General features: G+C 73.4%; 14 protein-coding genes and 1 pseudogene. 10 read left to right on the forward strand and 5 right to left on the reverse strand.

Translation table 11 applies throughout. The features are described from left to right. The first annotated feature begins 83 nt into the window (after positions 1-83). The 4 genes from ASC56_RS04530 (at position 84) to ASC56_RS04545 (ending at position 4,844) form a co-directional block, all read left to right on the forward strand. Positions 84-1,709 carry a histidinol-phosphate transaminase gene (locus ASC56_RS04530; RefSeq protein ID WP_055489873.1) on the forward strand — a complete coding sequence of 542 codons (1,626 nt, stop codon included), beginning with the start codon at positions 84-86 and terminating at the stop codon, positions 1,707-1,709. A gap of 357 nt (positions 1,710-2,066) precedes the next feature. Beyond that, complete coding sequence (locus tag ASC56_RS04535; RefSeq protein ID WP_055490166.1) at positions 2,067-2,801, forward strand: LysM peptidoglycan-binding domain-containing protein; 735 nt, start codon at positions 2,067-2,069, stop codon at positions 2,799-2,801. A 167-nt stretch (positions 2,802-2,968) separates the two neighbouring features. Further along, complete coding sequence (locus tag ASC56_RS04540) at positions 2,969-3,676, forward strand: TetR/AcrR family transcriptional regulator (RefSeq protein WP_055489874.1); 708 nt, start codon at positions 2,969-2,971, stop codon at positions 3,674-3,676. A 10-nt stretch (positions 3,677-3,686) separates the two neighbouring features. After that, positions 3,687-4,844, forward strand: coding sequence for an NAD(P)/FAD-dependent oxidoreductase (locus tag ASC56_RS04545; RefSeq protein WP_234376845.1), 1,158 nt, complete (start codon positions 3,687-3,689; stop codon positions 4,842-4,844). A gap of 92 nt (positions 4,845-4,936) precedes the next feature. Here ASC56_RS04545 and ASC56_RS37565 read toward each other — a convergent pair. The 5 genes and pseudogenes from ASC56_RS37565 to ASC56_RS41070 all read right to left on the reverse strand — a co-directional run. Further along, positions 4,937-5,200 (reverse strand): annotated as a pseudogene (locus tag ASC56_RS37565) (alpha-N-arabinofuranosidase); the annotation flags it as partial. A 57-nt stretch (positions 5,201-5,257) separates the two neighbouring features. Next, positions 5,258-6,103, reverse strand: coding sequence for an SMP-30/gluconolactonase/LRE family protein (locus tag ASC56_RS04550; RefSeq protein ID WP_055489876.1), 846 nt, complete (start codon positions 6,101-6,103; stop codon positions 5,258-5,260). Beyond that, a complete protein-coding gene (locus tag ASC56_RS04555) occupies positions 6,100-6,873 on the reverse strand; it encodes an IclR family transcriptional regulator (RefSeq protein ID WP_055489877.1) in 774 nt (257 codons plus the stop codon). The genes ASC56_RS04550 and ASC56_RS04555 overlap by 4 nt, the downstream gene beginning before the upstream one ends. Positions 6,874-6,987: 114 nt before the next feature. Next, positions 6,988-8,232: a helix-turn-helix domain-containing protein gene (locus tag ASC56_RS04560; protein ID WP_055489878.1), complete on the reverse strand. Its 1,245-nt coding sequence runs from the start codon at positions 8,230-8,232 to the stop codon at positions 6,988-6,990. Positions 8,233-8,235: 3 nt separating this feature from the next. Further along, positions 8,236-8,388, reverse strand: coding sequence for a hypothetical protein (locus ASC56_RS41070; protein WP_199835900.1), 153 nt, complete (start codon positions 8,386-8,388; stop codon positions 8,236-8,238). Positions 8,389-8,632: 244 nt separating this feature from the next. Here ASC56_RS41070 and ASC56_RS04565 point away from each other — a divergent pair, with 244 nt between their 5' ends. The 6 genes from ASC56_RS04565 to ASC56_RS04590 all read left to right on the forward strand — a co-directional run bounded on the left by ASC56_RS04565 (position 8,633) and on the right by ASC56_RS04590 (position 18,314). Then, positions 8,633-9,655 (forward strand): DUF3068 domain-containing protein, encoded by a 1,023-nt coding sequence (locus tag ASC56_RS04565; protein ID WP_079102287.1) that lies wholly within the window; start codon positions 8,633-8,635, stop codon positions 9,653-9,655. Between the two features lie 302 nt (positions 9,656-9,957). After that, on the forward strand, positions 9,958-11,109 hold the full coding sequence (locus ASC56_RS04570) for a glycosyltransferase family 4 protein (protein ID WP_055489879.1): 1,152 nt from the start codon (positions 9,958-9,960) through the stop codon (positions 11,107-11,109). Then, positions 11,106-11,831, forward strand: a complete 726-nt coding sequence (locus ASC56_RS04575) for a class I SAM-dependent methyltransferase (RefSeq protein ID WP_055489880.1) — start codon at positions 11,106-11,108, stop codon at positions 11,829-11,831. Before ASC56_RS04570 ends, ASC56_RS04575 begins: the two co-directional genes overlap by 4 nt. After that, on the forward strand, positions 11,828-16,291 hold the full coding sequence (locus ASC56_RS04580) for an alpha-(1->3)-arabinofuranosyltransferase (protein WP_055489881.1): 4,464 nt from the start codon (positions 11,828-11,830) through the stop codon (positions 16,289-16,291). The genes ASC56_RS04575 and ASC56_RS04580 overlap by 4 nt, the downstream gene beginning before the upstream one ends. Then, positions 16,288-17,583, forward strand: coding sequence for a condensation protein (locus tag ASC56_RS04585; protein ID WP_055489882.1), 1,296 nt, complete (start codon positions 16,288-16,290; stop codon positions 17,581-17,583). The genes ASC56_RS04580 and ASC56_RS04585 overlap by 4 nt, the downstream gene beginning before the upstream one ends. Continuing rightward, positions 17,580-18,314, forward strand: coding sequence for a bifunctional 2-polyprenyl-6-hydroxyphenol methylase/3-demethylubiquinol 3-O-methyltransferase UbiG (locus tag ASC56_RS04590; protein WP_055489883.1), 735 nt, complete (start codon positions 17,580-17,582; stop codon positions 18,312-18,314). The genes ASC56_RS04585 and ASC56_RS04590 overlap by 4 nt, the downstream gene beginning before the upstream one ends. Positions 18,315-18,325 lie beyond the last annotated feature (11 nt).

Below are 18,325 nucleotides of genomic sequence, written 5' to 3' on the forward strand. Positions count from 1 at the left end.
CAGTTGAACAACGCCACCTCCGTATCCGTATGAGTGGGTGGCCCGTGTTCCCCCGCACGGGCCGCCCGCAGACGGAGGTTCCCTTGGCAGACAACGTCACCTCGCTCTTCCGCAGCACGGCAGCGCACAGCCCTTCGATGGCCGCGCTGACACGTGAGAGCGACGGCGTCGGCCCGGTGGACTTCTGCATCCCCTGCAACCCGTACTTCCCCACGCCCGCCATGTTCGACGCGATGGCGGGCCGGCTGCGCGAGATCGTCACCTACTACCCGAGCAGCGCCGAGACGATCACGGCCGAGCTGTGCAACCTGCTCCAGCTGCCGCCGCAGTGCGTGGCCATGGGCAACGGCTCGACCGAGCTGATCACCTGGATCGACCACCTGCTGGTCCGCGAGTCCCTCGCCGTCCCCGTCCCCACCTTCGGCCGCTGGACCGACCAGCCCATGGAGACCGGCAAGCGTGTCGACATGTTCCCGCTCCAGGAGTCCAGCGGGTTCGCCCTGGACCTGGCCCAGTACGCCGAGTTCATCCGCAAGCGCGGCACCCGTGTCGCAGTCGTCTGCAACCCGAACAACCCCGACGGCGGATTCGTGCACCGGCAGACGCTCGTGCAGTTCATGGACGCGATGGCCGATCTCGATCTCGTGGTGATCGACGAGTCATTCCTGGAATTCGCCGACGCGGAGAACGAGCCCAGTGTCGTGCAGGACGCGGTGATGCGGCCCAACGTCATCGTGCTGCGCAGCCTCGGCAAGAACTTCGGCCTGCACGGAATACGCTTCGGCTATCTGGTCGCGAATCCCGCGCTCGCGGGCAGGGTCCGCTCGATGCTGCCGAAGTGGAACCTCAACTCCTTCGCCGAGCACGTGGTGTTCATGCTGAAGGAGCACGGTGCCGAGTACATGGAGAGCCTGTACCAGATCCGCCGGGACCGTCTGGACATGGCCCGCCAGCTCTCCCAGCTGCCCGGCCTGACGGTCTATCCGTCCCAGGGCAACTTCCTCTTCGTGCGCCTCCCCCTGGGCGCCGAGGGCACCGTGGTCCGGGACCGGCTGCTCACCGAGCACCGGATCCTGGTCCGCGAGTGCGGCAACAAGATCGGTTCATCCAGCCGCTTCCTGAGACTCGTGGTGCGCCCCCAGGTGGACGTGCGTCGCCTGGTGTCCGCCCTGGAGCAGGTGCTCTACGGGACCAGGAGGGGAGCCGCCGTATCCGAGCTGGGCACCGGGACCAGCTACAGCTCGGGTACGGCGGCAGTGGACCGGCTCGTCAGCGAGACCAACGGGGCGGGCATGCGGGAGCTGGCCTCCCAGGCCGCGGCGATGCCGCTGGCCCCGGGCTCGGCCCCGGCGCCCGCGCCGGCTCCCGCCCCGGCGACGCCGTTCCCCGCCCCCATGCCGCCCCCGGCGCCCGCTCCGATGCCGGCCCCGGCCCCCGCCCCGATGCCGGCACCGGCGGCGGCCGCCACGCCCGTGGCTCCCCCGTTCCCCGCGATGCCGCCGGGCATCGCCCCGGCGCCCGCCGCCGGGCTGCAGCCGGTCCCGCAGACGGGCATGCCCGGACTGGCGGCAGCCGCGCAGAACCGCCGCGGGACGCCCGCCGCGGGCGGCCTCACGGCGGCCCAGGTCCGCGGCCGCACCCAGCCGGACCCGGTCCCCGAACCCACGGGCTGGCCGGCGGCGGGCGCCATGTACAACCAGGTCGGCTGAGCGGAACCGGCCCACACGGGCCGGTCGCCCTGTTATGTCTGATTTGCTCGGGAAAATCCGAAAACCTCGCTAAGTCGCTATTCCCGCCATTGGGCCTCTTTTCCCGAAGTGCGTGACGCAATTCACTTACGAAGCGCCTTAGTGCTTTAAACGGTCCTTAACTTCCAGTTTTCCCGCGACCGACCCTCGGTCGGCCTCCGGAGAAAAACTAGCCCGCATAGTAAGAACGGTAATTGTCGCGTTATTCCCGGCGGCTAAGAATGTCCCCGCCGCAGGGCACCGCAATCGAAATGCGGTGCTGTTTGTCGAGGGAACCGGCAACTGCGGGCGATGAATTTCCCGGAAAAGGACCGCACCATGCCCCTTCACGCCGCCAAACGCTCCTCCCGGGCGCGCCGCTTCTACGCCGGTGGCGCCGTCACCGTCGGCACGTTCGCCCTGGCCTGCACGGTCGCGCTGGGCACGGCCCAGGCCGCCAGCGCCGCTCCGGCCGTCACCGCCACCAAGGCCCAGTCCGCCGGTACGGCCACCTACACCGTCCAGCCCGGCGACCACCTCGCCTCGATCGCCCGCACCCTCCACGTGCCCGGCGGCTGGCAGGCCATCGCGTCGGCCAACCACCTCTCCAGCCCCTACACGCTCCAGCCGGGTCAGGTCCTGACCCTGCCCGCCGGGTCGTCCCCGGCCGCCGCCTCGCCCGCGCCCGCCGCGGCGTCGGCGCCCGCCGCCTCGCCCGCGCCCGCCGCGCCGCCCGCCGGCGGCCAGACCTACGCCAACAACCTGGACGGCTGGATCAGACAGTCGCTGGCGATCATGGCGCAGAACGGCATCCCGGGCAGCTACAGCGGCATCCACCGCAACATCATGCGTGAGTCCTCGGGCAACCCGAACGCCATCAACAACTGGGACTCCAACGCCGCCGCCGGCCACCCCTCCATCGGCCTGCTGCAGGTGATCCAGCCGACGTTCAACGCGTACCACGTGCCGGGCACCTCGTCGAACATCTACGACCCCGTCGCCAACATCACCGCCGCGTGCAACTACGCGTACCACCGCTACGGCTCGATCGACAACGTCAACAGCGCCTACTGACGGTCGCGCGACGGTCGATCTGCGGGAAGGACCCGCGTCCGGATGACGGGCGCGGGTCCTTCCGTTCACTCCGGCCGCCTTCGTCCGGGGGCCCGGGGGTCCACGGGCGCGCGAACATGTTCGTGGCGAACATTGTTCGTAACGAACATGTTCGCTACGGTGAGGGCATGACAGCGCACTCCCCAGCTCCCCGCAGCCGCCGCGAACGGCCCGCCAAGCCCGCCCTGACCCGGGACGGGATCGTGGACACGGCGGTCGGGCTGATGCGTACCGAAGGACTGGACCGGGTCACCATGCGACGCCTGGCGCAGGAGCTCGACACGGGTCCGGCCTCCCTGTACGTCTACGTCCGCAACACGGCGGAGCTGCACGCGGCCGTGCTCGACCGGCTGCTCGGCGAGGTCGACCTGTCCCCCGCCGACGCCTCCGGCGACTGGCGCGAACGGCTCATCCGGCTGCTGACGTCGTACGTCGAGGTGCTCTTCGAGCATCCCGCGCTGGCCCGGGCGGCCCTGGCGGCCCGTCCCTCCGGGGAGAACTACCTGGAGCTCGTGGAGGCGATCCTCGCGCTGCTCGCCGAGGGCGGGCTCACGCCCGAGCAGGCCTCCTGGGGCCTCGACCTGCTGCTGCAGTTCGCGACCGCGAGCGCGGCCGAGCATTCCACCCGGGGCGAGACTCCCGAGGCACAGGACGACTGGGACGCGTTGACCCGGGCCCTGCTGGACGCCTCACCGGACCGGCACCCACAGATCGCCGCGCTCGGCGCCGTCCTGCTGGCCGGAACCGGCGAGGCACGCCTGACCTGGGGCTTCCAGGTGCTGATCAGTGGCATCCAGGCGGCACCCGAGCCGCCCACCACCCCGCGTACTCCCTGAGGAGACCACCATGACCGCCACACCCCCCATGACCGCCTCCCCCGCCCACCACCCCATAGCCGTCGTCGGCGCCGGTCTCGGCGGACTCGTCGCGGCCCGTGTGCTGCACGTCCACGGCATCGAGGCGGCCGTCTACGAGCGCGACGCCTCACCCACCTCCCGGCACCAGGGCGGCATGCTCGACATCCACGAGGAGTCGGGACAGAGCGCGCTGCGGGCCGCCGGGCTCTTCGAGGAGTTCCGCGCGATCGTCCATCCGGGCGGCGAGGAGGTACGCGTCCTGGACCCGGACGGCACGGTCCGCCTCAAGGACGTCGAGGAGGGCGGCCGCCCCGAGGTCGACCGCAACGACCTGCGCCGCATCCTGCTGGACTCGCTGCCCGAGGGCACGGTCCGCTGGGGCGCGAAGGTGACCGGCGCGCGCTCCCTGGGCGACGGACGCCACGAGGTGACACTCGGGGACGGCACGGCGTTCAGCACGGACCTCCTGATCGGCGCGGACGGCGCCTGGTCGCGGATCCGCCCGCTGCTCTCCCCGGCCGTTCCCGCCTACAGCGGCATCTCCTTCGTCGAGACGGACCTGCACCGGGCGGCCGTGCGGCATCCCGCGACGGCCGAACTCCTCGGCGGCGGGATGGCGTTCGCGCTCGCCGACGGCGTGGGACTCCTCACCCACCTGGAGACGGACGGCTCGATCCACGCGTACGCGGCCGTCAAGGCACCCGAGGACTGGCTGTCGGGCGTCGACCTCACGGACACGGAAGGCGCGAAGAACACCCTGCTGACGCGGTTCGAGGGCTGGGACGCCCGTCTGCGCGCGCTGATCGCCGACGCGGACGGCGCACTCACCCCCCGCTTGATCCACGCCCTCCCGGTCGGTCACCGCTGGGACCGCACCCCGGGCGTGACCCTCCTCGGCGACGCGGCCCATCTGATGTCCCCCTTCGCGGGCGAGGGCGCCAACGCGGCCCTGCAGGACGGCGCGGAACTGGCGACGGCGCTCGCCGCCCACCCCGGCGCCCCCGAGACGGCCCTGGCAGCCTACGAAGAGGCGCTGTTCCCACGCGCCGAGGACGCCGCCACCCAGTCGGCCGAGAACCTGGACCTCCTCTTCGGTCCCGACGCCGTGCCGAACCTGGTCGCCATGATGAGCGGGGACCGCTCCTGACAGCGACCCGGGACCACGGGCTCTCCCAGGACGGGCCGGCCGGTAGCCGCCGTTGCCGCCGCGCCGGCTGTCGACGAGGCCGCGGCGACGGTCTCCGCCTTCCCCACCGAGTCCTCCCACCTGTAGCCGGAGACGAAGTTGCCGCCCGGGTAGCGGACCGTGGTGACGCCGGGTTCGCGGACCAGCTCCAGCACGTCCGTGCGCAGGGCCGCCTCGTCGGCCGAGGGATGGCCGGGTTCGAAGATGCCCGTGTAGACACAACGGCCGAGGTGCTCGACGAAGGATCCGAAGAGCCGGGGGTTGACCTCGCCGACGGTGAAGGCGGGGTCGAGGGTGAAGCGGGCACAGCGGGCCATGGGGTCCTCGCAGGGAGGAGTGGCGGGACGGCGGGCTGTGCACACAGGACGGCGGGGTCAGCCCGCGAACGCGGGCTGCGCCAGGCCCTTTCCGGCGCCGGGGACGACGAGCACCGAGCCGGCGAGCGGATGCGGCGCGTCCAGCCCCGTACGGGCCGTGGTGATGTACAGGTCGGCCAGGTCCGCGCCGCCGAACGCGCAGGCGGTGGGGCGGCGCACCGGCAGGTCGAGGACGCGGTCCAGGTCGCCGGACGGCGTGTAGCGGTGGACCGCGCCGCCGTCCCACAGGGCGACCCAGACGCAGCCGTCGGCGTCGACGGCGAGCCCGTCCGGGAAGCCGCGGCTGATGTGGGCCAGCGGGCGCCGGCCGACCGGGATCCCGTCGTCCCCGACGTCGAGGACGTCGACCCGCCGGGTCGGCGAGTCGATGTAGTACAGCAGCCGGCCGTCGGGGCTCCAGCCCGTGCCGTTGCTGACGGCGACGCCGTCCAGCACGGCGCGGACCGTGCCGTCCGGAGTGATCCGGGACAGGGTGCCGCCGCCCGGCGCCTCGTCGTAGCGCATGGTGCCCGCCCACAGCGACCCGTCCGGGGCCACGGCGGCGTCATTGGCGCGGCGGCCGGGGACCGGCTCGCGGTGCAGCCAGCGGAAGTCGCCGCCGCGTGGGCCGTACAGGCCCACGCCGTCGCGGAGGTTGACCACCAGGCCGCCGCCGGCGCGCGGCTTGGCGGCGCCCACGTGCTGCTCGGTCGCCATGACGGTGCGGCCTCCGGAGGCGGGGTCGTACGTGTGCACCCGGGAGCCCAGGATGTCGACCCAGATCAGCCGCCCGGCCTCGGCGTCCCACGTGGGCCCCTCGCCGAGCGTCGCCTGCGCCCGTACGGCGACCTCGTACCCCGTCATGCGGCGCTCCGGTGGCCGAGCCGCTCGGAGAGTTCGGCCGCGCCCTTCACGGCGAGCCGCTCCAGCTCGGCTCGGCGCTCGTCGCTCCAGCGGATCATCGGCACGGAGATGGAGAGCGCGGCGACGACCTGCCCGGTGCGGTCGCGCACCGGGGCGGCGACACAGCTGACGTCGGGGTTGGACTCGCGGCTCTCCACGGCGATGCCGCGGGAGCGGATCTCGGCCAGGGTCTCGCGCAGGGCCGCCGGGTCGGTGATGCTGTTGGGGGTCATCGCGACGAGCTCGGCGCCGTCCGGGATGCGGGAGGCCAGCTCCGGCTCGGGAAGGGACGCGAGCAGCATCTTGCCGACGGAGGTGCAGTGGGCGGGCAGCCTGCGGCCGGCCGCCGACACCATGCGCACCGCGTGCGTGGAGTCGACCTTGGCGATGTAGATGACGTCGGTGCCCTCCAGGATGGCCACATGGACCGTCTCGTCGCAGGTCTCGGCGACGGACCGGGCGACCTGCTGGCCCTCGGCGGCGAGATCCAGCTGTTCGGCGTAGCGGCTGCCGAGCTGGTACGGGCGCACGCCGAGCCGGTAGCGTCCCGGCTGCCCCGGCACCTGGACGATGTACGACCGTGCCGCGAGCGTGGTGACCAGCTCGTGCACGGTGGTGCGCGGCAGCTGGAGCCTGCGCACGATGTCGGGGGCGGAGAGTGTCCCGTCCCCGTCGAGGAAGAGCTCCAGGATGTCGAGAGCCCGGGTCACGGCAGGTACGAGGCGCCCCACGACCGGCCCCCTCTCTATGTTCGAAATCTCAACTGGCGATCGGCATGACGAACACAGGCTAGTCATAGTGGGCTTGGCCGGGCAATGGTCGTGCCAGGCGTGCGGTGCGGTCCGTCACCGGCGCCGGGTTGCGGGGTCTCTCAGCTCACCTCGCAGGCGCTGGGCGCGCAGCACCAGTTCCAGTTCGAAGCGGCGGTCCGGGTCGTCTATCTCGTCCCCCCACAGCTCCCGGATCTGGCGCAGACGGTAACGGACGGTCTGGGGGTGCACGCCCAGCCGGGCGGCCACCTCCGGGGCTCCGCCCCGGGTCTCCAGCCAGGCCAGCAGCGTTTCCGCGAGCCGGCGCGCATGGGTGGGCCCGCAGTGGGCCAGCGGCGCCAGACAGCGCAGCGCCAGGTCGTCGATCAGCTCCTCCGGCTGCAGCAGCACCAGCGCCTCCGTGTGCTCGGTGCAGTGCAGCACCTCCCCGCCGGGCAGCAGTCCCCGCTCCATCAGGCCTACGGCGGCCTCGGCCCAGCGCAGCGACTTCGCCGCGTCGGCCAGCGGCACCGGCGGCCCGATCGCCCCGGCCCATCCGCTCAGCGCCCTGTGCAGCAGTTCGGGCCGGCCCGCCGCGTCCGGCTCCGGTACGACCATGTGCGGCCGCTCGTACTCCATGTCGAGGAGCACGCCCTGCCCGACCGCCGGCGCCACGGCCTCCCGGGCCGGGCGCAGCAGCACTCCCACGGCGACCTTGCCGGGCAGCGGCCACCCCACCCGCGCCGCCCGCTCGGCGAGCGCGTCCGCGGGGTCGCCCCGGTGGTGCTCGGCCAGCAGCAGTTCCATCAGCCGCCGCTGCAGCCTCAGCCGCTCGCCCGCCCGCCGGGCCGCCGCCTCGGCGTAGCCGCGCACGGACTGGTCGACGAGGCCGTCCAGGTATTCGTATCCGGCGTCGACGAGCTCGTACATCGCCGGTGGCGGGATGTCCACCCGCTGTCCGATGTCCGCGAAGCGCCGCCAGGCGAGCCGGACGCCCAGCCGGTAGATCGCCTGCAGGGAGTCGAGGCTGCGGCCCTCCAGGCCCTCGCCCCGCCCGAACTCCTGGAAGACCTCGGGGTGCACCCGCGGGCCGCCCTCGGCCGACTCCAGGTGCTGGACGAAGACCTCGATGGCACGGCGGATCCCGACCAGCGCCATGGGTTCGCCGGAGTCGTCGAGCACCTCCGGCAGATGCGGGTACTCACGGCGTATCTCGCGCAGTATCTCCTCGGCGAGCGCCGGCGCCTCGGCCATCGCCAGCGCCGCGAACTCCCCCACCTGGGCGCGGGGCACGTCACGCCAGGCGGAGCGGGCCGTGACGGTCCCCGGGCGGGCGGTCACGGCTCAGCGCTCCTGGCCGGCGTTCTGGTACGTGATCAGCGGTGTGTCGGGCTGCTTCGGGGTCGCCTCCAGTGCCGCGACGATGCCGAGCGCGGCTCCCACGGCGAGCAGGGCCGCGGCCGTCATGGTGAGTACGGCGGCGAGAATTCTGGACATCGCGGGGTCAGCCTCTCTGTCGAGGTAGTCCCCACCCCGGCACCCCGCGCGGACGTGGTCGGGCGTCACGCGGTCCCTGCCTGCCGGCCCCCACCGGCAAGTGCCCAGTCTCGGCAACGCATTGACACTCCGTCAAGGGGGGCCTACGGTTCCCGGCCCAGACCGCACGCGCACCATCCCCCTCGGTGTCGGCCCACCCGCACCGCCCCGTGAGTCGAGCCGCCCACGCCACTGGAGTGCCCGGATGCGCCGTAGAGTCCCACCGTTCTCGCTGGTCCCGCTGGGTCTCGGCACCTTCCTGCTGGTGCTGGCCCCGCTGCTCGCCTGGTACGTGACACCGCGGGCCGCCGTCAATCCGATCGACATCGACACCACGGCCGTGTACACCGGCACCGGCAGCGTCTTCGCCACGGACAAGGTCCAGACCGTCTCCGGTCAGCGCATCACCGTGACCCAGCGGGTGCGCGGTGACGTCACCGACAGCGAGCGCAGCGGGAACGCCGTCTGGGACGTGACCACCACGGTGGACACCGACAAGTCGCTGCCGGCCGCCGACCCGCATGACGCGCTGGAGTTCGTGCCGGGCCGCTGGGTCACGAACCGCACCACGAACAAGCCGGTGCACTGCTGCCACGAGAAGCCCTACTTCGAGGGCGACGCGTATCTGAAGTTCCCCTTCGACGTGGGCCGACACGCCTACCAGTGGTGGGACAACTCCCTCGGCTCCACGGTCACGCTGCACTACGGCGGCACCCGCGGCATCCAGGGATACACGGGCTACCGCTTCACCGGCACGGTCGCCCCGGCCAGGGTCGGCACGCGGCTGGTGCCCGGCGCGCTCGTCGGGCGGCCCGGCAGCAGCCAGGTGCTGGCCGAGGAGTGGTACGCCAACCACGGCATCGAACTCGTCGTCGACCAGCGCACCGGGCGGGTGATCTACGCCCAGGTCGGTCCGCGCCGTACGCTGCGCGCGCCGGGCGCGAAGAAGGACGCGGTGGTCCTGCTCGACAGCCGGAAGATCGCCTTCACCACGGCCACGCAGAAGGACCAGGTCAGGCAGGCACGGCAGGAGAGCGGCCGGCTGCGGCTGGTGGGGGGGACCCTGCCGATCGGCGCCGCCGTGACCGGATTCATCCTCGCGGCGGCGGGCACCGTTCTGCTGGTACGAGGGCGGCCGGAGCCCGGAACTTCCGAATCGTCCCGGCACCGGACGCACGATGTGATGAGGCGTCAGCTCCAAAAGGCCCGGAAATTGTCACCCCCGTGAGTAGCCCCGGGCGGACCGCTGGGCGAAAACTGTCCAACCCCACCCGAGCACAGCCTGCCCACACCGGCGTGACAGCAAGAGCTCAGACCCCCCACGCGAGACCGCACCGCGAGCACCGAACGGATCACCCGCCCCACCCCGACCCCCGCACCATCCGTACCGACCGACCGCGCACCGCGGGCCCCGGCCGCCTCCCGCACCGGCCGGGGGCCGCGCACCGCACGCACCGGCCGGACGGCCGATCCGCATCGCGCCCTCCCCCCCACGCTGAGTTCCGCACCCCGAGACGAGTTGGAGCACCCATGCCCCAGCACGTACCGTCCTCGCTGCGCGCCGCCCTCCCGCGTGCCGCGCAGCACCCCCAGGCGCTCCCCCCACAGCCGCGCCGCATCGTCTTCCTGGCCCGCCGTGACCTCGGCAACCCGGCGGCGGGCGGCTCCGAACTGCTGGTCGACCGCCTCGCCCACGGCCTCACCCGCCTCGGCCACCAGGTCACCCTGCTGTGCGGGGGCCCGGCCTCGTACCGCGACTACCGGGTCGTCTCCGCGGGCGGCGACCTGGGCCACTATCTGCGCGCCCGGCCCGCCTTCCAGCGTCAGATCGGCGACTGCGACCTGCTGGTCGAGGTGTGCAACGGCATGCCGTACCTCACCCCGCTGTGGCACGACGGCCCGACCCTGTGCCTGGTCAACCACGTCCACACGGACCTGTGGCGGATGCGGTTCGGCGGGCCGCTGGCGCCCGCCGCGCGGATCGGCCGAAGACTGGAGCACTGGGCCCTGTCCGGTGCGCAGCGCCACAACCTGGTGGTCGCCGTCTCCCCGTCGACCGCGCACGCGCTGGGCGCGATCGGCGTCGAACACGAGCGGATCCGGGTCGTGCACAACGGCGTCGAGGAGCCGGGGCCGCTCGCCGCGAAGGCCCCCGAGCCGCTGTTCGTGGCGATGGGACGGCTCGTCGAGTACAAGCGGATCGATCTGCTGCTGCGGCTGTGGGAGCGGGTCCGTCCGGTCACCGGCGGGCGCCTGGTGATCATCGGCGACGGCCCCGAACGGGAGCGGCTGGAACAACTCGCCGGTCCCGGCGTGCGGTTCGCGGGCCATGTCCCGGAGGCCGAGAAGCACCGGCTGCTGTGCGCCGCCTGGATCCTGCTGCACCCCTCCGCGGTCGAGGGCTGGGGCCTGGTGGTGACGGAGGCGGCCGTCCGCCAGACCCCGGCGATCGCCTTCGACGTGCCCGGCCTCAGGGACTCGGTCGTGGACGGTGAGACGGGGGTGCTGGCACGCGGGGAGTCGTCCTTCGCGGCCGCCTGGTGCACCCTCGCGCTGAGCAACGACCGCCGCCGGCTCATGGGCGAGGCGGCCCGCGGGCACGGGGCACGCTACCGCTGGGACCGTACGGTCCGCCGTTTCCAGGCGGTGGCGGCGGAGGCGGTCAGGGGCCTCGCGCCGTGAAGGACCCCTCCATACGCCGCTCACTCACCCTCTTCCGTGCCTTCCGGCACGAGCAGGACGACCCCGTCGGCTGCTACTCGCTCCTCGCCCGCGACGCCGCCGACCAGGTGGAGGCGTACGACGGCCCGGTACGCGAGCGCACGGTCGTGGACGTCGGCGGCGGTGGCGGGTACTTCACCGAGGAGTTCCAGCGGCGCGGCGCGCACGCGTACCTCTTCGAACCGGACGTGCGGGAGCTGGGCCCGAAGCCGCCCCCCGGAGCGGTCGTCGCCGACGGCTATCTGCTGCCCCTGGCGGATGGCACCGCCGATGTCACCTTCTCCTCCAACGTGCTGGAGCACGTGGCCGATCCGGGGACCTTCCTCAGCGAGCTGGTTCGGGTGACCAGGCCCGGCGGACTGATCTACGTGTCGTTCACCAACTGGCTCTCCCCCTGGGGCGGTCACGAGTGGGCGCCCTGGCACTACCTGGGCGCCGAGCGGGCCCGGGCCCGCTACCTCCGCCGCACGGGGAAGCCCGCCAAGCACATCCTCGGCGAGAACCTCTTCGCCGTGCACGTCGGCCCCACCCTGCGGCAGGTGCGCGCCCGCGACGACGTCACGGTCGTCTCGGCCCGCTCCCGCTACTGGCCGTTCCTCGCGTCCGCCGTCGCCAAGGCGCCGGGGCTGCGCGAGTTCGCCACCTGGAACCTCCTTCTCATCCTCCGGCGGTGTCCCCCATGACCACGGTCCAGGCCCCTCCCCCGGCAGCCGTCCGCACCACCGCGGCGACCTCGGGCCCGCCGGAGGGCCCGCGCTCGCGGCGCTGGCTGCTGGGGTTCTGGGCCGTGGTGTCGGTGCTGTTCCTGGCCGTGCATCCAGGGCGCCAGACCTTCGACACCAAGCTCGGCGTCACCGTCGACCCCGGGCAGTTCCTGTCCGGCCTCGGCCAGTTGTGGCACGACCGGGGCGGCTTCGGTGGCCTCCAGGACCAGTACGCCGGCTACCTCTGGCCGATGCTGCCGTACTACGGGTCGGCCCGGCTGATCCAGCTGCCGGTGTGGCTCGCGGAGCGGCTGTGGATGTCGCTGATCGTGTCGGTCGCCTTCTGGGGCGCGCTCAGGCTGGCCGAGCGGCTGCGCGTCGGAACCCCCGCGTCCCGGCTGCTCGGCGCGGTGGCGTACGCGCTGTGGCCGGTGTTCACGATCGTCGTCGGCTCGACGTCGGCCGCCGCGCTGCCGGGCGCCTTCCTGCCCTGGGTGCTGCTGCCACTGACGGACGAGCGGTACGGCGCCCGTGTCGCCGCCTTCCGCTCGGCGCTGGTCGTGCCGTTCATGGGCGGGGTCAACGCGGCCTCGACCCTGGCGTCCCTGCTCCCGGCCGGCCTGTATCTGCTGTCCCGCCCGCGCGGACCACGGCAGCGCAAGCTGATCGGCTGGTGGGTGCTCGGCGTGGTCCTGGCGACCGCCTGGTGGGTGATCCCGCTGCTGCTGCTCGGCGTCTACGGGGAGAACTTCCTTCCGTACGTGGAGAACGCGCAGACCACGACGGCGACCATGTCGGCGACCGAGTCGCTGCGCGGCGCCGGGAACTGGGTGGCCTACCTCCACTTCGGCCAGGCCTGGCTGCCCGCGGGCTGGACCGTGGTGTCCTCGGTGGTCGTCGTCGTGTGCTCGGCGCTCGGGGCGGGGCTGGGCCTCGCGGGTCTCGCGAGACGGGACATGCCGGAGCGGCGCTGGCTGGTGCTGACCGTGCTGGTCGTCGCGACCGTCACGCTGGCCGGATACGGCGGCGCGTTCGGCGCGCCCTTCCACGGCACCGTGCAGGGGTGGCTGGACGGCCCGCTGTCCCCCTTCCGCAACATCTACAAGTTCCAGACGGGATCGGCGCTCGCGCTGGTCCTGGGTCTCGCGCATGTCGTGGGCGTCGCCGCCGAGCCCCGCGGCGCCCGCCCGCTCCGCGGCCGCCGCTTCGCCCCGCTCATCGCGGCGGTCCTGGTCCTGCCCGGGCTCGCCTGGCCGTACCTGAACGGCTCGATCCTCCAGCCTGGTTCCTTCCAGCGGCTCCCGGCGTACTGGCGGACCACCGCCGACTGGCTGGGGAAGTACTCCCCCGACTCCCGTGCCCTCGTCGTGCCGGCGACCGCGCACGGCCTCTACACCTGGGGCTCCCCCGTCGACGAGCCCCTCGACGTGCTCGCCGGCTCCCGCTGGGCCGAGCGTGACTACGTACCCTTCGGCACCGCGGGCAACCGGCGAGCGATGGACGCGGTCGAGCAGGCGCTGACGACCGGCGGCGAGGTCCCGGGGCTCGCCGACTACCTCGGCCGGGCCGGGCTGTACTACGTCGTCGTCCGCAACGACCTCGACCCCGGCCAGATCGGGTACGTACCGACCACCACCGTGAAGCGCACGCTGGAGCAGTCCGGGTACCAGCGCGTGACCGGCTTCGGACCGGTCATGACCGGCGGCCGGATCGCGCACGGCACCCCCCTGCAGATCGAGGGCCTCTATCCGCGCCTCCGGGCCGTGGAGATCTACGAGCCGGTGAGCAAGGACGTACCGCGGCCGGGGCAGGCCCGGCTGATGCCGGTCGCCGGCACCGCCGTCGTCTCCGGCGGCCCGGAGGCGTTGCTGCCGCTCGCCGCCGACCCGGCCGTACGCGGCCGGGCCGCCGTGCTCACCGGCGACCACCCCGGGCTCGGCACCTCCGGGGTGCAGATCGTGGGCGACGGACTGCGGCGCGCCGACACCCGATTCGGCCTGGTCGACGCCAACACCTCGTACACCTACACACGCGACGAGAGGAACGCCCCCGGCAGCGTCCAGGACGCGGGCAGACAGCCGCACCAGATCCTGCCGTTGACGGGACTTGAGCATCAGACGGTCGCGGAACTGCGCGGCGCCCGCTCGGTGACGGCGTCCTCCAGCGGCAACTGGCTCTTCCACCTGCCCCAGTACGACCCGGTGAACGCCTTCGACGGCAACCCGGACACGGCCTGGGCGGTGGGCGCACCGGGTTCGGCGGACGGGCAGTGGCTGCGGATCGTGTTCACGGGGTCCCTGGACATGCCGTCGTCCTTCACGGTGACACCGCTGCCGCAGGGAGGGGCGCGCTCGGCGGCCACCCGGGTCCGGGTGGAGACCGCGCAGGGCTCGGTCACCGGCCGGCTCCGGCCGAACGGCATGACACAGACGGTCAAGGCCCGCCCGGGCAGGACGACCTGGCTGAAGATCACGATCCTCGACTCGGTGGCGCGGAAGCCGGGACTGACGGGTGCGGGCTTCTCGGAGATCAAGATCCCCGGCGTCCAGGTGACCCGCCTTCTGCGGCTGCCGACCGATGCCGACCAGACCGAGGCGAGTGCCCAGATCGTCTCGCTGCACCGGGCCGCCGACCCCACCGGGCTCTCCCCGACGGGCACGGAGGCGGGCCTGCACCGGCTCTTCTCCACCGCGGCGGCGGGGACGTACGAGGTGAGGGCGAGCGCGGTGCCGGTCGCGGGCGAGGCGCTCGACAAGCTGCTGTACCAGGTGGCGCCCGACCAGCGCAGCCGCATCACCGCGACGGCGGACTCCACGGCGGACCTGGGCCCCGGCCTGTCGGCGCGCAACCTCACCGACGGTGACCTGACCACGGCGTGGATCGCCGGGGACCGGCCGACGATCCATCTCGGCTGGCCGGACAAGCAGCCGGTGGGCTCGATCGTGCTGGCTCCCGCGGGCGGTCTGTCGAGCCGCCCCACGAAGGTGGAGATCAGCTCCCCGGACGGCGCGACGGTCGCCGGGGTCGACGAGAACGGCTGGGTCCGCTTCGACCCGATCACCACCGACCATCTGGACATCACGATCGTGGAGACGGCACCGGTGACCGTCCACAACCCGGTCGCGGACGACGACCTGCAACTGCCGGTCGGCCTCACGGAGGCGTACATCCCGGCCCTGGAGCAGTACCGCACGCCCCAGCCGTCGGCCACCCGGACGTTCTCGCTGCCGTGCGGGCAGGGCCCGGCGCTGGCGGTCGACGGACAGCTGTACGCGACGAGCGCGAAGGGGACGGTACGGGACCTGGTCGAGCGGCGGAGGATCGACCTGACGCTGTGCCGACGGAACCGGGCGGACACCTCCCTGGACCTCGGCCCGGGCACCCACCGGGTGGAGGCGGGCGACGCCGGTCCGCTGACGGTGACGGACGTGACGCTGACCCGGGGCACGGTCACCGAGCCGGGGGCCGCCGGCCGTGAGCTGCGGATCGTCGACTGGCTGGGCGACCGTCGCGAGGTGACGGTCGGCTCGGGCGCGGCCTCGTACCTGACGACGTACGAGAACTACAACAAGGGCTGGGAAGCCACGCTGAACGGCAGGAAGCTCACTCCGGTACGGCTCGACGGCTGGCAGCAGGGCTGGCGGATCCCGGCCGGGGCGGGCGGCACGGTCAAGCTGTCGTACGCGCCCGCGACGACGTACCAGGCCGGGCTGATCGGCGGCGGGGCCGCGGTGGCGGTGCTCGCGTTCTTCGTGCTGTGGCGGCGCCGCTCCCCGAACCCGGACGGGCCCTCGCCGATGCCGCCGGGCGGCGGGATCTGGCTCGGCACGGTGGCACTGACGCTGGTCGGTGCCGTGATCGCGGGGCCGTTCGCGCTCCTGGTCCCGCTGCTGGCGCTGGTGGCCCGGAAGCGGCACACCCTGCTCGTGCCGATCGCGTTCCTCGCGCTCATGGGGGCGGGGATCGCGGCGGCTACGGGAGCGGGGGCGCCGACGGCTGCGAGCGAGGGCGCGTTCGGGCGGACGGCCCAACTCCTGGCGCTGATCGGTCTGTTCGCGGGGCTGGTGAGCGCAGAGGGGCCGACGGGACCGGTGCCCGGGGGCGCGTCGGACGGGGTCGGCGGGCCGCCCGCCGCCGCGGAGGCGCCGACGGAGCCACTGCCGCGACGACGGCCGGGATCGAGCCCCCTCGGCCTCGGCGAGAAGCCGCCCGAGGCTCCGGCGCCCGAACCGGCCTCGGACGAACCGGCCTCGGACGAACCGGCCTCGGGCGCCACGATCTCGGGCGCCACGATCTCGGCGCGCGGTCCCGGCCGCCCGGAGCCCGAACCACCGACGGCGCACCCGCCGTTCCGCCGGCCGAGGCTGCGGGCCACACCGCCGGAGGAGCACGGCGGGGAGAAGGACGCCCACCACACCGGGGGAGGCACGACCACATGACCACCGTGGAGCATCCGATACGCAGCCACCCGGAGCGGATCCCGTTCCCGGTGGTGGACGAGGTGTCCCGGCACTGCCTCCAGAAGGAGGAGCCGGAGACGGTCCACATCGAGGTCCACCTCCCCGGCCGCCTCCATCCGGCCCGTCTGCGCACGGCGTTCACCCAGGCCCTGCACCACCATCCCCGCATCCTGATGCGCCAGGCTCCGGGCCACTGGTACAGCCGCCGCTACGCATGGGAGCTGACCCCCGGCCCGGAGGTGGAGGTGGTGAGCTTCCCGGCCCCGGGCAAGGACGCCCTGCGGAACGCGCGGACGAGGTCACTGTCCCAGGCTCCGCCCCTGACCCTGTCCCCGCCGGTGCGCCTGGAGGTGGTGGCGGGTCCCGCGGTCGCGGGCGAGGGCACGGTCCTCGTCCTCACCGTCAACCACACGGCCCTGGACGGCCCGGCCTGCCTGCGCATCCTGGCCACCGCGGCGGAGCTGTACGGCGGCCGGGACAACTCCCCCGCCGCGCCCCCAGTACGCCCGCCCGAGAACGTCCAGGAGCCACAGGACACCCCCTCCACCTGGATCCCGCCCGCCCGGGTGGCCCGGGGAGCCCCCGAGCCCACCCCCGGCAACGGCCTCCTCGTCACCGAACTCCCCCTCCCCCGCCGCCCCAGGTCCGCCCCCTACACGGTGAACGACCAGCTGATGGTCGCCACCGCCCTGACCATCGCGCACTGGAACAGGGAGCAGGGCGCCCGCCCCCGCCCCCTGCGCATCACCATGCCCGTGGACGACCGCCCCCGCGACACCACCATGCCCATCGGCAACGGCACCCGTCTCGTCGAAGTCCCCTTCGCACCGGACGAGTTGACCCCGACCGACCTACCCGCCCTCCTTCGCCGCACCGCGCGGCGGACCCGCGCCCTCAAGTCCCTCCCCCGCCCCCAACTCGGCCACGGCGCGGCCCTCCTCACCGCCCCCGTCCTGCCCGTCGCCTGGCGCGCCGCCGTCACCCGCGCCCTCCGCCGCGCCGCCACCCCCTGGACCTCGACCACCCTGCTCAGCAACATCGGCCGCATCCCCTACCCCCTGGACTTCGGCCCCGAAGCCGGCCGCGCCCACGCCGTCTGGTTCTCGGCGCCCGCCCGGATGCCCCGCGGCCTCACCGTCACCACCGCCTCCACCGCCGGCCGCCTCCATCTCGCCCTGCGCTGGTCCCGCGCCCTGCTCGGCCACGGTGACGGCGCCCATCTGCGCGACCTCTTCGAGCACTACCTGCACACGACCGAGGAGGCCCCGTGACCACCACCGCCCCCACCCGCCGCGGACTGCGCGACTTCTACGAGGACCCCTCCGTCCCGGTCGCCTCCGGCACGCCCCGCAGCGTGCGCCAGGCCCGTGCGCTGGCCGCCGCCCTCGGCCCGGCCACCGGCGGGGTGAAGACCGTCCTCGACATCGGCTGCGGCGACGGCACCGCGGCCGCCACCGCGGCCCCCTTCCTCGCCGGGCACCGTATCGTCGGCGTCGACTGGTCCCAGGACGCCCTCAGACGGGCGCACACCCGGCTGCCGTACGCGGTCCGCGGGGAACTCACCGACGGCGGACTGCCGTTCCGGACGGGCGCCGCCGACGCCGTCCTGTTCAGCGAGGTCATCGAGCACCTCGTCGACCCGGACTCGGCCCTCGACGAGATCCGCCGCGTCCTGCGGCCCGGGGGCCACCTCATGCTCTCCACCCCGAACCTCGCCGCCTGGTACAACCGCGCCCTGCTGCTCGCGGGCGTCCAGCCCGTCTTCTCGGAGGTGAGCCTGCGTGCTATCCACGGCCGCCCGGGCAGGGAGGTCGTAGGACATCTGCGGCTGTGCACCGCCCGCGCGCTGCGGGAGTTGGTGGCCGCGTCGGGTTTCGAGGTCGTGGCGCTGAAGGGCGCGCCCTTCCACGGCGTACCGGGGCCGCTGCGCCCGCTGGACCGCCTGGCCTGCGCGCTGCCGTCGGCGGCCTCCATCCTGCTGCTGCACGCGCGGAGGACCTAGCCCATGTGGTG

The sequence above is a fragment of the Streptomyces sp. TP-A0356 genome, from assembly GCF_001417775.1.
GTDB lineage: Bacteria > Actinomycetota > Actinomycetes > Streptomycetales > Streptomycetaceae > Streptomyces.

Excerpts from the sequence above, each read along its gene's own strand:
- ASC56_RS04535 (WP_055490166.1), top strand. The coding sequence starts at position 2,067 with ATGCCCCTTCACGCCGCCAAACGCTCCTCCCGGGCGCGCCGCTTCTAC.
- ASC56_RS04540 (WP_055489874.1), top strand. The coding sequence starts at position 2,969 with ATGACAGCGCACTCCCCAGCTCCCCGCAGCCGCCGCGAACGGCCCGCC.
- ASC56_RS04545 (WP_234376845.1), top strand. The coding sequence starts at position 3,687 with ATGACCGCCACACCCCCCATGACCGCCTCCCCCGCCCACCACCCCATA.
- ASC56_RS04550 (WP_055489876.1), bottom strand. The coding sequence starts at position 6,103 with ATGACGGGGTACGAGGTCGCCGTACGGGCGCAGGCGACGCTCGGCGAG.
- ASC56_RS41070 (WP_199835900.1), bottom strand. The coding sequence starts at position 8,388 with ATGTCCAGAATTCTCGCCGCCGTACTCACCATGACGGCCGCGGCCCTG.
- ASC56_RS04565 (WP_079102287.1), top strand. The coding sequence starts at position 8,633 with ATGCGCCGTAGAGTCCCACCGTTCTCGCTGGTCCCGCTGGGTCTCGGC.
- ASC56_RS04570 (WP_055489879.1), top strand. The coding sequence starts at position 9,958 with ATGCCCCAGCACGTACCGTCCTCGCTGCGCGCCGCCCTCCCGCGTGCC.
- ASC56_RS04580 (WP_055489881.1), top strand. The coding sequence starts at position 11,828 with ATGACCACGGTCCAGGCCCCTCCCCCGGCAGCCGTCCGCACCACCGCG.
- ASC56_RS04585 (WP_055489882.1), top strand. The coding sequence starts at position 16,288 with ATGACCACCGTGGAGCATCCGATACGCAGCCACCCGGAGCGGATCCCG.